9 protein-coding genes are annotated in these 13,728 nt (G+C 73.9%); 6 read left to right on the top strand and 3 right to left on the bottom strand.

Annotated elements, in window-relative coordinates:
• Window positions 1-17 precede the first annotated feature (17 nt).
• Complete coding sequence (locus ABD292_RS05150) at window positions 18-2,822, top strand: FAD-binding and (Fe-S)-binding domain-containing protein (protein WP_344205604.1); 2,805 nt, start codon at window positions 18-20, stop codon at window positions 2,820-2,822.
• A gap of 30 nt (window positions 2,823-2,852) precedes the next feature.
• On the opposite strand, the gene ABD292_RS05145 is transcribed toward ABD292_RS05150, so the two are convergent.
• Both ABD292_RS05145 and ABD292_RS05140 read right to left on the bottom strand, forming a co-directional pair.
• Window positions 2,853-4,664: a spherulation-specific family 4 protein gene (locus ABD292_RS05145; RefSeq protein WP_344205603.1), complete on the bottom strand. Its 1,812-nt coding sequence runs from the start codon at window positions 4,662-4,664 to the stop codon at window positions 2,853-2,855.
• Window positions 4,665-4,767: 103 nt separating this feature from the next.
• Window positions 4,768-6,831: a SpoIIE family protein phosphatase gene (locus ABD292_RS05140; protein WP_344205602.1), complete on the bottom strand. Its 2,064-nt coding sequence runs from the start codon at window positions 6,829-6,831 to the stop codon at window positions 4,768-4,770.
• A 132-nt stretch (window positions 6,832-6,963) separates the two neighbouring features.
• On the opposite strand from ABD292_RS05140, the gene ABD292_RS05135 reads away from it, so the two are divergent.
• From ABD292_RS05135 to ABD292_RS05120, 4 genes are all read left to right on the top strand, one after another.
• On the top strand, window positions 6,964-8,634 hold the full coding sequence (locus tag ABD292_RS05135; protein ID WP_344205600.1) for an MFS transporter: 1,671 nt from the start codon (window positions 6,964-6,966) through the stop codon (window positions 8,632-8,634).
• A 50-nt stretch (window positions 8,635-8,684) separates the two neighbouring features.
• A complete protein-coding gene (locus tag ABD292_RS05130; protein ID WP_344205599.1) occupies window positions 8,685-9,167 on the top strand; it encodes a MarR family winged helix-turn-helix transcriptional regulator in 483 nt (160 codons plus the stop codon).
• Between the two features lie 42 nt (window positions 9,168-9,209).
• The gene (locus ABD292_RS05125; protein WP_344205597.1) at window positions 9,210-10,124 is read left to right on the top strand and encodes an LLM class flavin-dependent oxidoreductase; all 915 of its coding nucleotides are present in this window, start codon (window positions 9,210-9,212) and stop codon (window positions 10,122-10,124) included.
• A 100-nt stretch (window positions 10,125-10,224) separates the two neighbouring features.
• Window positions 10,225-11,037, top strand: coding sequence for a hypothetical protein (locus tag ABD292_RS05120; RefSeq protein WP_344205594.1), 813 nt, complete (start codon window positions 10,225-10,227; stop codon window positions 11,035-11,037).
• On the opposite strand, the gene ABD292_RS05115 is transcribed toward ABD292_RS05120, so the two are convergent.
• Window positions 10,994-12,088 (bottom strand): diaminopropionate ammonia-lyase, encoded by a 1,095-nt coding sequence (locus ABD292_RS05115; protein ID WP_344205592.1) that lies wholly within the window; start codon window positions 12,086-12,088, stop codon window positions 10,994-10,996. The two genes, ABD292_RS05120 and ABD292_RS05115, sit on opposite strands and share 44 nt — an antisense overlap.
• Before the next feature lie 104 nt (window positions 12,089-12,192).
• Between ABD292_RS05115 and ABD292_RS05110 the strand changes: the two genes are divergently transcribed.
• Window positions 12,193-13,728, top strand: a complete 1,536-nt coding sequence (locus ABD292_RS05110; protein ID WP_344205591.1) for an alpha-N-arabinofuranosidase — start codon at window positions 12,193-12,195, stop codon at window positions 13,726-13,728.

Below are 13,728 nucleotides of genomic sequence, written 5' to 3'. Positions count from 1 at the left end.
GTGAAGAGAGCACGACTGTGATCCACGCCCGACCGTCCCGTCTGACCGCCCCCGACCCCGCCGTCCTGTCCCGCGTGGAGGCGGCGGTGCCGGGCATCGCCAGGACCAGGGCGAGCGACCGGCTCGGCATGGCCCACGACGCCTCGCACTACCTGCTCACCCCGGAGGCGGTGCTGGTGCCGGAGAGTGCCGGGCAGGTGGCGGCGCTGCTGCGGACCGGGCTGCCGCTGACGTTCCGCTCCGGCGGCACCAGCCTCAGCGGTCAGGGCGTGAGCGAGCACCTGCTGGTGGACACGCGCCGGCACTTCAGGGACATCGAGGTGCTGGACGGCGGCGCGCGGGTGCGGGTGCAGCCGGGCGCGGTGCTGCGCCAGGTCAACGCCCGCCTCGCGCCCTACGGCCGCAAGCTCGGCCCCGACCCGGCGAGCGAGTCGGCGTGCACGATCGGCGGCGTGGTCGCCAACAACTCCAGCGGCATGACCTGCGGCACGCACGCGAACACGTACCGGACGCTGGAGTCGATGACGCTCGTGCTGGCGAGCGGCACCGTTGTGGACACCGGCGCGCCGGACGCCGACGAGCGGCTGCGCGCGCTCGAACCCGAGCTGGCCGAGGGCCTGCTGCGGCTGCGCGACCGGGTGCGGGGCAACCCCGACTCGGTGCGGCGGGTCCAGGCGCAGTTCTCGCTGAAGAACACCATGGGCTACGGCCTCAACAGCTTCCTCGACCACGACTCCCCCGCGCAGATCCTCGCCCACCTGGTCATCGGCAGCGAGGGCACGCTCGGCTTCGTCGCCGAGGCGGTGCTGCGCACCGTGCCCGCGCATCCGCTGGCCGCCACGGGGCTGCTCGTCTTCCCCTCCCTGGGGCGGGCGATGGCCGCCATGCCGGAGCTGGTGGCCGCGGAGCCGGCCGCGGTCGAGCTGCTGGACGCCGAGTCGCTGCGGGTCGCCCAGGCCGACCCGAAGGCCGACGACGTGCTGCGCTCGATGGAGGTCGCCGGGCACGCGGCGCTGCTGATCGAGTGGCAGGAGTCCGACGCCGACGTGCTGGCCGGGCGCGAGCGGACGGCCGAGGAGGTGTTCGGCGCGCTGGAGCTGGCCGCGCCGGCCCGGCTGAGCCGCGACGCCGGCGGCCGGGCCGCCCTGTGGCACATCCGCAAGGGCCTGTACGCCGCCGTCGCCGGCGCCCGCCCCTCCGGCACCACGGCCCTGCTGGAGGACGTCGCCGTGCCGGTGCCCGCCCTGGCGGACCTGTGCGAGGAGCTGAACGCGCTGTTCGCCAAGCACCGCTACGAGCGCAGCGTCGTCTTCGGCCACGCCAAGGACGGCAACCTGCACTTCATGCTGAACGAGCGCTTCGCCACCGACCTGGAGCGCTACGCCGACTTCACCGAGGACCTGGTGACCGCCGTGCTGGAGCGGGGCGGCACGCTGAAGGCCGAGCACGGCACCGGCCGGGTCATGGCGCCGTTCGTCCGCCGCCAGTACGGCGACGAGCTGTACGAGGTGATGCGCGAGGTCAAGCGCCTGTGCGACCCGGCGGGCACGCTCAACCCCGGCGTCGTGCTCACCGACGCCGACGACGCGCACCTGCGCGACCTCAAGAACGTGGTCACCGTCGAGCCCGAGGTCGACCGGTGCGTCGAGTGCGGCTACTGCGAGCCGGTCTGCCCCAGCCGCGACCTGACCACCACGCCCCGCCAGCGCATCGTGCTGCGCCGCGAGCTGGCCGCCGCCCGCGAGGCGGGCGACCGCGCGCTCGCCCGCGCGCTGGAGGCCGACTACGGCTACGACGCCGTGGACACCTGCGCCGTGGACGGCATGTGCGCGACCGCCTGCCCCGTCGGCATCAACACCGGCGACCTGACCAAGCGGCTGCGCGCCGAACGCCACGGCCGGGCGGCCCGCGCCGGCTGGAACGGCGCCGCCAGGCACTGGGACGGCGTCACCCGGGCGATGAACCTGGCCCTGGACACCGCGGCGGCGGTCCCGCCCGCGCTGGCCGAGGGCGCGAGCCGGGCGGCCCGCGCCGTCACGGGCGCAGAGGCGGTGCCCCAGTGGAGCCGTGACCTGCCCCGGGGCGGAAAGCCCCGCCTCCCGGTCCCGGCCGCCGCGCCCGACGCCGTCTACCTGCCGTCCTGCCTGAACACGATGTTCGCCCCCGCCGACGGCGGGCCGGGCGTGATGGCCGCGGTGCGGCGCCTGGCCGAGCGGGCCGGGGTCACGCTGCGCGTCCCCGAAGGGGTCGCGGGCCTGTGCTGCGGCACCCCCTGGTCGTCCAAGGGTTACACCGACGGACAGCGGACGATGGGCGAGCGCGTCCGCGAGGCGCTGCGGGAGGCCACGGACGGCGGGCGGCTCCCGGTGATCACCGACGCCGCCTCCTGCACCGAGGGTTTCCACCGCCTGGGCCTGGAGTCGGCGGGCGTGCGGGTCGTGGACGCGGTCGCGTACGCCGCCGAGCACCTGCTCCCCCGCCTGACCGTCACCCGCCGCCTGCCCTCGCTGGCGCTGCACCCCACCTGCTCCTCCACGCAGCTCGGCCTGGACGCGGCGATCAGGCAGATCGCCGAGGCCATCGCCGAGGAGGTGGTCGTCCCCCAGGGCTGGCAGTGCTGCGCCTTCGCCGGTGACCGCGGCCTGCTGCACCCGGAGCTGACCGCCTCCGCGACCCGGGCCGAGGCCGCCGCGGTGCGGGCCGGGAAGCACGCGGCCCACGCCTCGGTCAACCGTACGTGTGAGCTCGGCCTGACCCGCGCCACCGGGGAGCCCTACCACCACCTGCTCGAACTCCTCGACCGGTGCACGGGTTCCGCGTGACGCGCCGGCGCGCCCGCTCATGCAGGGAGGTCAGCCCGTGATGAGCGTGACGACGTCCGGGGCGTAGTCGTGGCGGACGCCGTCGGTCCCGTGGAAGACGATCCGCTGCGTGCTCCCCGTGCCGGCCAGCACCGAAAGCGGCACCGACCACCGGTGGACGCCGTCCGAGACCAGCGGGCCGACGCCGGCCACCGCGCTCCACGACCAGTCGCCGGGCGCGCCGGTCTTCCGGTACAGCGTGTCGTTCTCGATCATGTACTCGGCGCCGACGGTGTGCACCGGCCAGCCCGTCCGGGGGTCCTCGTCGGTGTCGACGAAGACGTGGCGGTGGGCGTACGGCAGGGTGAAGCGGGCCTGGTAGATCGCGTCGCCCCCGATCACCGACGCCGTCGCGCCGCTGATCGGGCCGGAGCCGGCCGTCACCGACACCGCGCCCGACCGCGCCGAGACCCGGTCGGTCGTGTCGCGGGCCCGCACCGTGAAAGCGTAGGTGCCGCCGAGGGTCAGGCCGCCCACGGTGACGCCGGTCAGCGTGCCGGGCACGGCCAGCTCGCGCACGCCGTCCCGGTAGACGTCGTAGTACTGGACGCGGTCGCCGGGGTCGGCGTCGGTGGAGGCCGTCCAGCTCAGCCTGACGCTGGTCGGGCCGACGTCCGAGGCGACCGGGGTGCCGGGCGTCGTCGGGGCGTTCGCGCTGGCCGCCGCGGTGGTCACGGTCAGCGCCCGGCTCGCGTCGGAGGTCCTGCCCGCCTTGTCGCGCGCCCTGACGGTGAAGGTGTAGGAGGTGGCGGGCGCGAGCCCGGCCACGTCGTACGTGGTCGCCGCCGGCGCGAAGTCCGCCTGCGTGCCGATCTTCACGCCACCCTGGTAGACGTCGTAGCCGACCGCGCCGGGGCAGAGGGCCGAGGTCCAGCTCAGGCGGACGCTCGTGGCCGTCACCAGGCTCGCCGCCGGCCTGGGGGGCGCCGCCGGGGCCGCGCCGCCGCTGCCCTTGGCCGCCGTGACCTGCTCCGCATGGTACGGCGGCAGCCGGTCCCACGGGTTCGGCAGCACGTCGTCGGTCACGTACACGTAGCCCGCGTTGTTGGCCTTCGACAGGCTCATCACGGTGGCCAGCCCCGACGCGGGCACGTCGTAGACCAGGTGCCAGATGCGCCTCGGGTCGTGGCGGGCCTCCCACGCCGCCGGCAGGTACGGCCCCTGCCGGTCGAGATAGGAGCCGTAGGGGCCCTCGAAGGTGACGAGGATGTCGGCGGCGTCCGCGTAGCACGGGTTCGGGGAGACGCCCGGGTTGGCGATGGTGGTGGCGCCCGGGTGGTATTTCTTCACGTACGCGGTGGCCTCGCGGTAGAGGCTCACCCAGGCGTCGCCGACGCCCGCCGGGCCGCAGAGGCTCTGCGCCTGGTCGAAGAAGATGCCGTCGATCGAGGAGCCGTAGAACCGGTACCACTTGTTGACGTCGGACTGGATCTGCGCCCGCCAGTCGTCGGCCGAGACCGAGCCGAGCCGGGTGCCGAAGCCGGTGGTGCCGAAGTAACCGGTGTCCACGTAGCCGATGACCTTGATGCCGGCGTCGTGCGCGGCCGCCAGCGCGTCGGCGTAGGCGGGTCTGGCCTCGTCGTCCGGGCCGTTGGCGACGTTCGCGACCAGGAGGCCGGCTTTGCCGGCCGCGGTGTTCATGAGGCTCCAGTCGGCGGCGGTGCCGCCGCTCGGCAGGAAGTAGGCGGGCACCGCGACGCGCTGGCCGAGCACGGCGTCCGCCGCCCGGGCGGGCGCGGCGGCGGCCAGCGGAAGGGCCAGGAGCACGGCTGCGAGCACCGTGCGCAGGCGGAAATCGTGCATGTGCGGCCTCTCTCGCTGGAAACAGGGCGTGCGCGCCACCACGACCCTGCCACGAGCACCGCCGCGCCGCCACGTTAAGAGACCATTTCTTCACAGAAAGTCGTCAAGAGGGGCGGGCACGCCGGGGCAGGGGCGGCAGCCGCAGGGCCATGACGGCGATGTCGTCCAGACCGGTCGTCGGAAGCTCGTCCAGCAGGGCGTCGCAGAAGTGGTCCACGGGCCGGGCGGCGAGCCGCTCGGCGGCCAGCCGGAGCCGTTCCAGGCCGCGGTCCAGGTGCTCGCCCGGCCGCTCCACCAGGCCGTCGGTGTAGAGCAGGAGCGTGCCGCCCGGCGGCAGCGGCTCCTCAGCCGACGGCCGCTCCCCGCCGGGGGTGAGACCGAGCAGCGGGCTCACGGCCTCCTCCAGGAAGCGGCCCCGGCCACCGGGCTCGACCAGCAGCGGCGGTGGGTGGCCTGCCACCGCGTAGTCCAGCCGGTAGCCGTCGCCCGCGGGCTCCACGCGGGCGCACACGCAGGTCGCGGTGATCTCGCCGGCCAGCGACTCCATCGCGGTGTCGAGCCGCGAGAGGACGTCCCCCGGCGGCTCGCGGCGGTCCATGGCGAGCGCCCGCAGCATGTTGCGGATCTGGCTCATCGAGACGGCGGCGTTCAGGTCGTGGCCGGCCACGTCGCCGATCACGAGCACCGGGACGCCGTCGGGCAGGACGAAGGAGTCGTACCAGTCGCCGCCGATCTCCGCGGCGGCCGGGCTCGCCCGGTAGCGGGCCACGATGCGCGGGCCGGGCAGGCGCGGCGGCTCGGCCAGCAGGCTGTACTGCAGGGCCAGCGCGACCTGCTGGGTCCGCTGGAACCGGATGGCCCGGCTCAGCGCGTCGTGGGTGTGGTCGAACATCAGGTCCAGCAGCCTGGCGTCCTCCTCGCCGATGGGCGGGCGGTCCCCGCAGGTCACGGCCACGACCACGGCGGGCACGGTCCCGTCGACCACGACGGGCAGGATCAGCGCGCCGTTGCCGCCGCTGTCCCTCACCCACGGCCGGGTGGCGTCGGGGACGACGCCCGGCGGCGGCGAGCCGGCCGGGAACGTCTTGCGCACGGGCCGGCGCCGCCGTACGGCCTTGACGAACGCGTGCCGCCCCGCCAGCCGCTCCTCGACGTACGGCAGCGGGATGTCCAGGCCCTCCCTGGCGGCGGTGGCCAGTCTCCGGACGATGAGCGGCGCCTCGCCCTGGCGCCCGTCGGAGAGGTCGGTGACGAGATAGACGCTGCAGCCGTCGGCCATCTCCGGCACGATCACCCCGGCCAGCGCGTTCAGCATCTCCTCCAGGCTGCGCAACTGCGCGGTCACCTCGGCGGCGCGGTCGAGCAGGCGCTGCGCCCGCTGCTCCCGCCACTGGTCCTCGATGTCGGTGCTCGACCCCACCCACTCGACCACCCGGCCGTCCTCGCAGATGGGCACGGCGCGGAGCTGGAAGTGCCGGTAGCCGCCGTGCGCGGTGCGCAGCCGGTAGACGTGCTCCCACGTCCTGCTGACGTCGTTGACGGCCCGCGCCCAGGACTTGATCGTGGCCCGGCGGTCGTCGGGATGGACCGCCCGCAGCCAGCCCTGGCCGCGGTACTCCTCCCACGTCTGGCCGGTCACCCGCTCCCAGTTCCGGCTCGGCTCGTTCACGAAGCCGTCGCGGCTGGTGACCCAGATGATCGGCGCGCTGATCTCCATGAGGCTCGCCAGCCGGCGCAGGAGGCGGCGGCGCTCCTCGGCGATGGCGGCGATCCGGTGGGCCCTGCCGACCTGGTCGGTCACGTCGATCACCATGGCCAGCACGCCGTGGTCGCCGGGGCCGAAGGAGATCCGCGACAGGCTGGCGGTGAAGAACCGCTCGGGCTCGGGGCGCTCGGCGGAGGGCAGCTCGGGCTCGGCCAGGATCATGATCGGCTCGCCGGTGGCGTGGACGTGGTCCATGCGCGGGCGGTAGTAGCGCCGGACGAACCTGTAGAACGACTCCTCCACCGACACCTTGCCCTTGGGGTCCCTGAACAGCGACCGGAACAGGGCGTTCGTGTAGACCAGCCGGTGTTCGGGGCCCCGCGTCACCACGACGCCGACCGGCGCGGGATCCAGCATCTCCAACGGCAGGCCGCTGTCCTCAGGGCCCTCGTCCGCACCCATGGTGACCTCCCCCGATGGTCACGTGTACGGGTGCCCTACCCGGTGAGTGGCGCTCGATGCCGCCCGCCGGATGTGCAGGATGCACACCGTGTGTAGAGTGCATCCGGACATTAGCCCTAAAAGGGGATAAATTTGCATTCCGCACCATCCTCGCGATCCGGCGGCATCGTCAGCGTGCTCGCCGTGGCCGGCATCGTCGGCTCCCTCATGCAGACGCTGGTGGTGCCGCTGGTCGGCGAGCTCCCCCGGCTGCTCGACGCCGACGCGGCCGACACCTCATGGGTCATCACCGTGACGCTGCTGGTGGGCGCGGTCGCCACCCCGGTCGTGGGCAAGCTCGGCGACCTGTACGGCAAGCGCCGCATGATGCTCGCCTGCTCGGTCCCTCTGGTCGCGGGGTCGGTGGTGTGCGCCCTGGCCGGCTCGCTGATCCCGATGATCGCCGGGCGCGGCCTCCAGGGGCTCGGCGTCGGCATGATCCCGCTCGGCGTGAGCGCGCTGCGCGACCTGCTGCCGCCGCAGCGCGTGGGCCCCGCGATCGCGCTCATGAGCTCGTCGATGGGCATCGGGGGCGCGCTCGGCCTGCCGATCGCCGCGGCCGTCGCCGAGTACGCCGACTGGCGGATGCTGTTCTGGGGCTCGGCCGCGCTGAGCCTGCTGGTCGCCCTGCTCATCTGGCTGCTCGTCCCCGTCACGCCCGCGCACGGCCGCGGCCGCCTGGACGCCGGGGGCGCGCTCGGGCTCGGCGTCGGGCTGGTCTGCCTGCTGCTGGGCGTCTCCAAGGGCGCCGAGTGGGGCTGGACGAGCGGCACCACGCTCGGGCTGCTCGGCGCGGCCGTCGTGGTGCTGCTGCTGTGGGGCCTGTGGGAGCTGCGCGTCCGCGACCCGCTGGTGGACCTGCGCACCACCGCCCGCCCTCAGGTCCTGCTCACCAACGTCGCCTCCGTCCTCGTCGGCTTCGCCATGTACGCCCAGTCGCTGGTCGTCATGCAGATCCTCCAGCTCCCCGAGTCGACCGGCTACGGCCTCGGGCAGTCGATGCTGGCCGCCGGGCTGTGGCTGGCGCCCTCCGGACTGATGATGATGGCGGTCTCCGGGCTCGGCGCCCGGCTGTCGGCCGCGCGGGGGCCGAGGACCAGCCTGTTCACCGGCGCGCTCGTCATCGCCGTCGGGTACGGCTCGGCGTTCGCGCTCATGGGCGCCCCCTGGGGGCTCATGGTGGCCGGTAGCGTCGGCAGCATGGGCGTCGGCCTGGCCTACGGCGCGATGCCCGCGCTCATCATGGGGGCCGTCCCGCAGCGGGAGACCGCCTCCGCCAACAGCTTCAACACGCTGATGCGCTCCATCGGCACCTCGGCGTCCGCGGCGGTGGTCGGCCTCATCTTGTCCCAGATGACGGTGACGACGGGCGGGCACGTGCTGCCGTCGGAGCCGGGGTTCCGCACCGCGCTGCTGGTGGGCTGCGGCGTCGCCCTGGTGGCGGCCCTGGTGACCCTGACCCTCCCCCGCCGCGCCGCCGAGCCCGCCGCCGCTCAGCCCGCCGCCAAGCCCACCACCCAGCCCACCACCACCCCGGCCGTCCCGGTCCGGATCGGGCACGAGGAGCTGGGTCCATGGCGGGACGCGTTCCGCACCCCGGCGCTCGCCCAGGTCACGGCCGAGCCCGAGGACGCGGAGCTGACCCGCCTGCGCGCCGAGAACGCCGAGCTGCGCGCGGAGAACGCGGAGCTGCGCAGGGAGCTGGACGTGCTCATGCGGGGCGTCTCCGCCTGGGTCCAGAACCTGGCCGGCCGGACGAACTGACGGGCCATCGGGGGTTAGTTCGTGGCACGAATTTCCCATACGCTGGGCAGGTGACAGGAGAAGAGGACGGGCGGATCGGCGTGGTGGCCGCGCTGGTCCGCGGCGCGTTCCTGGTGAACGCCGTCTACACCGAGTCCGCCAGGGAGTTCGGCATCACGGCGCAGCAGGGCCAGCTGTTGTGCGTGCTGATGCCGGGGCCGTACGGGATGGGCGAGCTGGGCGCGACGCTGGGGCTGGCCAAGTCCAGCCTGACCGGCCTGGTGGACCGCACCGAGCGCAACGGCCTGGTCCGGCGCGGGACGGACCCGCGCGACTCGCGGGCCGTGCGGATCGCGCTGACCAGGAAGGGCGCCGAGCTCGCCGAGCGGTTCTACGCCGAGACCTGCCGCCGCGTGGAGCGGCTGACGGCGGAGCTGTCCGAGGCCGATCGCGACACGCTCGCCGCGCTGCTCGGCTCCGTCGTGACGGCCAACAAGGTGCCCGTGGTGTTCCAGGAACCGGCCCCGGGAATTGAAGTTCGCGCTACGAACTAATATGGTTCGTAGTACGAACTTACTTCCACGGAAGGCGTCATCATGTCCGCATCCGGCGTCGTCTTCGGTTTCGGCGCGCACAGCGGCGTCGGCGAGGCAGGCGAGCTGCTGCGCCTGGCCGAGCAGGCCGACCGCGACGGGCTCGACCTGTTCTCCCTGTCGGACCACCCCTACCTAGGCAGTCGCCTGGACGCCTACGCCGCGCTCGGCGTCGTCCTCGGCCGCACCCGGCGTCTCTCCGGCCTGGTCAACGTCACCAACCTGCCGACCAGGCCCGCACCCATGCTGGCCAGGACCGTCACGTCCCTGTCCGCGCTGGCGGACGGCCGCGTCGTGCTCGGCATGGGCGCGGGCGGCCTGTGGGACCGGATCGCCGACATGGGCGTTTCCCGGCTGTCGGCCGGCGCGGCCGTGGAGGCGTTCGAGGAGGCGATCGTCCTGGTCAGGCTGCTGTCCGGCGGCGGCCCGCCGGTCACCTTCGAGGGCCGCCACTACCAGGTGCGCGGCATCGAGCCGGCCCCGGTGGCCGCTCCCCCGGTGTGGACCGGCTCCAACGGCCCGAAGTCGCTGGCCGCGACCGGCCGGGTGGCCGACGGCTGGATCCCCGGCCACGCCGCCGACTGGCTGAGCGAGCGCTACCGCACCTCACGGCCCGTCATCGACGAGGCCGCGGCGGCCGTCGGCCGCGACCCGGGCGAGATCCGTACCGTCTACAACCTGCCCGGCCGCATCACCGACCGGCCGCTCGCCGCCACCCGCGACCGCGACGGCCGCTGGCTCGGCGGCTCGCCCGCCCAGTGGATCGAGGAGCTGACCGGGGCCGTGCTCGACCACGGCGCGTCCGGCTTCATCCTCTTCTCCGCCGAGCAGGGCGTCGCCGACCAGGTCTCGCTCGGCCGCTGGGCCGGGGAGATCGCCCCCGCCGTACGCGAGGCGGTCGCCAAGGAGCGTGGCTGAGGGGGCGTTCACCAGCAGAAGGCGGTGATCGTGCCGGTGAGCACGGCGCTCAGGCTCAAGATCACCGATAGGGTGCGCCGGAAGCAAAGGAGCCGCTGACGTGTCACCCTCAACCCCGTTGGCCTGGGCGGCGGCCCTCACCGCCGCGGCCTACCCCACTTGGGACACCTGGAAGAGCTGGTCCGACTGGTCCTCCGCATACACGGCGTCCAGCCTGTCCGAGGTGTACTACATGAAGGACGCCTACGGCGGCTTCACCGAGGGCGTCGTGGGCTGCGTACGCCAGTACGACTCGCTCGACCGCTCCCCGTTCCTGCCGTTGCGCGACGACCTCGCCACGTTCACCGAACTCGCCACGACCTGGGCCGTGCCGGTGCTGGTCGTGCTGGTCGCCCTCTTACGGCGGCACTCGGCGACGGCGGGACCGCGGGCCGCCTGGGCGCTGACGCTGATCGCGCTCGTCCGGCCGCTCTCGGCCGAGCACCAGGGGGACGACATCTGCGATGGCTCGCTGCCCATGCTCACCCCGGACTGGTTCGAGGCCCTCTCCGGCGGCTGGGGGCTCCATGAGTTGTGCCTGCTGGCGGCTGCCCTGCTGGTGCTGCTCGCGTCCGGCTCTCCGGCGCCGCCGGTCTCCGGGCGGCGCGCGCTGAAGGCGATCATGGATGTCCTGGTCGTGTACGGTCTGGTGGCCCTCGCCCCGCTCGTCACCGGGAACGAATCCCTGCGTGCCGGTCTGCTGCACCAGCTCCAGTTCGACGACATCCGCGACCATCCCGCCCGGCTGCTGGTGCTCGTGCTGCCGGTCGGCTACCTCCTGTGGAGGCACGTGGACGTCTCGGGGAGCATGGCGTCCTCTCACCTGGGGGTCAGGGCTCGGCGTACGGGTTGGCGTCCGGGCCCTCGGTGCTGAGCAGCACGGCCACCGAGGCGGGGCCGAGGCCCAGCGCCGCCCGATGCCCGGCCCCGTCCGCGCCGCCGAGCAGCGCGCGCAGCCCGGCGAGCGCGGCGGCTCCGCAGGGCCCGGAGCGTACGCCGAGCGCGGCGAGGTCGGCGGCGGCGCGGGCGCTGCCGGCGTCGCGGACGGCCACCGCGGCGTCCAGCCCGTCCCGCAGGAAGGGCCAGGCGATGCTGGAGGGGGTGCCGCAGTTCAGCCCGGCCATGGTGGTCTCGCCGGTGGCGACGCTGACGGGCGCGCCCCGGGTGAGGCTCGCGAGCACGCACGCCGCCGCCTCCGGCTCGACGGCCACCAGCGCCGGCGGGTTCCCGGAGCGGCGGCTGCGGTGGTGGGTGACGACGGACTGCGCCAGCGACCCCACGCCGACCGGCACGGACACCAGGTCGGGCCCGTCGATCCCGGCGGCGGCGAGCTGCTCGTCGATCTCGGTGCTCAGGGTGGAGTAGCCCTCGACGATCCAGCCGGGGACGCGCTCGTAGCCGGGCCAGGCGGTGTCCTGGACGAGGACCGCGTCCGGCGCGGACGCGGCCTCTGCGGCGCGGTGTACGGCCTCGTCGTAGGAGCCGGGGACCTCCGTCACCTCGGCCCCTTCGGCGGCGATGGCCGCGACGGCGCGCGGATGCACGCCGCGCGGGACGAGGACGCGGGCGCGCTGCCCGAGCAGGCGGGCCGTACGGGCCACGGCCCTGCCGTGGTTGCCGTCGGTGGCGGTCACCAGGGTGACCGGGCCGTCGTCGTCGCGTTCGGCGAGCACCCGGTGCACGGCCCAGGACGCCCCGAGCGCCTTGAACGCGGGCAGCCCGAGCCGCCGCGACTCGTCCTTGACGAAGACCCTGCCGATCCCCAGCTCCGCCGCGAGCGGCGGCAGCTCGGTCAGCGGGGTGGGCGCGTAGCCGGGCAGGGAGGCGTGGAAGCGGCGCACCTCGGCGGGCGCGGGGGCGCACCTCCAGGCGCGGGCGGCGGGCGGCGCGAACCAGGGACTGCGAAGGGAGGCGTTCTGCGGCACTTTCCCAGAGTGCACCGGTACGAGCCGGTCGTGCGTGGGGACACGCGCTAAGATCACCACCAGAAAGCGCTTTCCACCCCCGTCCGACAGCAAGGTGCGCCTCGATGACCCACCCCGTCGTGCCCGCCATCGTCAACCTCGACGTCCCCGGACCGGTGATCAGCCGGCACCTCTACGGCCACTTCGCCGAACACCTGGGCCGCTGCATCTACGGCGGCTTCTACGTGGGCGAGGACAGCGACCTGCCCAACGCCGGCGGCATCCGCCTCGACGTCGTGGCGGCGCTGCGCGCCCTCGACATCCCCAACCTGCGCTGGCCGGGCGGCTGCTTCGCCGACGAGTACCACTGGATGGACGGCGTCGGCCCGAAGGAGCGGCGCCCCTCGATGGTCAACACCCACTGGGGCAACGTCGAGGAGAACAACCACTTCGGCACGCACGAGTTCATGGAGCTGTGCGAGCTGCTCGGCGCGGAGCCGTACATCAGCGGCAACGTCGGCTCCGGCACGGTCAGGGAGATGAGCGACTGGGTGGAGTACCTCACCCGCGACGGCGACTCCCCCATGGTCCGGCTGCGCAAGGCCAACGGCCGCGAGCGGCCCTGGCGCGTGCGCTTCTGGGGGCTCGGCAACGAGGCGTGGGGCTGCGGCGGCCACATGCGCGCCGAGCAGTACGCCGCCGAGGCCCGCCGCTTCGGCACCTACTGCCGCGACCACGACGGCAACACGCTCTACCGCATCGCCGCGGGCGCCAACGCCGCCGACTACGCCTGGACCGAGACCCTGATGAAGCAGCTCGGCGACCTGGGCTGCGCCTACCGGCCCGCGCCGTTCATGCAGGCGCTGTCGTTCCACTACTACACGATCCCCGGCACCTGGCAGGACAAGGGCGCGGCCACCGTCTTCGACACCGACGACCACTACCGCACGATGGTCCAGGCCGCCCGCGTGGACGAGCTGATCACCGGCCACTCCAACGTCATGGACTGCTACGACCCCGGCAGGAACGTCGGCCTGGTGCTCGACGAGTGGGGCACCTGGTGGAACGTCGAGCCGGGCACGAACCCGGGCTTCCTCTACCAGCAGAACACCCTGCGCGACGCGCTCGTGGCGAGCGTGCACTTCGACGTCTTCCACCGGCACGCCGGCCGCCTGGTCATGGCCAACATCGCCCAGACCGTCAACGTGCTCCAGGCCATGATCCTCACCGATCCGGACAGCGGGGCGCTCGTCCTGACGCCGACGTACCACGTCTTCGAGATGAACAAGGGCCACCAGGACGCCACCTCACTGCGCGTGGACCTGCCCGCCGGCACGCCCGAGCGCGCGGTCGGCGACGCGCGGCTCGCCACCGTCTCGATGTCGGCCAGCCGCAAGGACGGCCGGGCGCTGTTCTCCCTGTCCAACCTGGACGCCGACGAGCCCGCCGAGGTCGAGCTGGACCTGCGCGGCGGCGCGCTGACGGAGGTGAGCGCCCGGATCCTCACCGCGGGCAGGCTCCAGGACCACAACACCCCGGACGCGCCCGAGTCCGTCGCGCCCCGTCCGCACGAGGTCACCGCCACGCGCGCCGGCCTGCGGGTGCACCTGCCCGCCCACTCCTTCGTCACCGTGACGGGGCGCCTGGCACCGGACGCCTGA

This window comes from Nonomuraea bangladeshensis (assembly GCF_039529455.1).
GTDB lineage: Bacteria > Actinomycetota > Actinomycetes > Streptosporangiales > Streptosporangiaceae > Nonomuraea > Nonomuraea bangladeshensis.
Note: the sequence above shows the minus strand (reverse complement) of the source record. Positions and strands in the feature narration are given on the sequence as shown.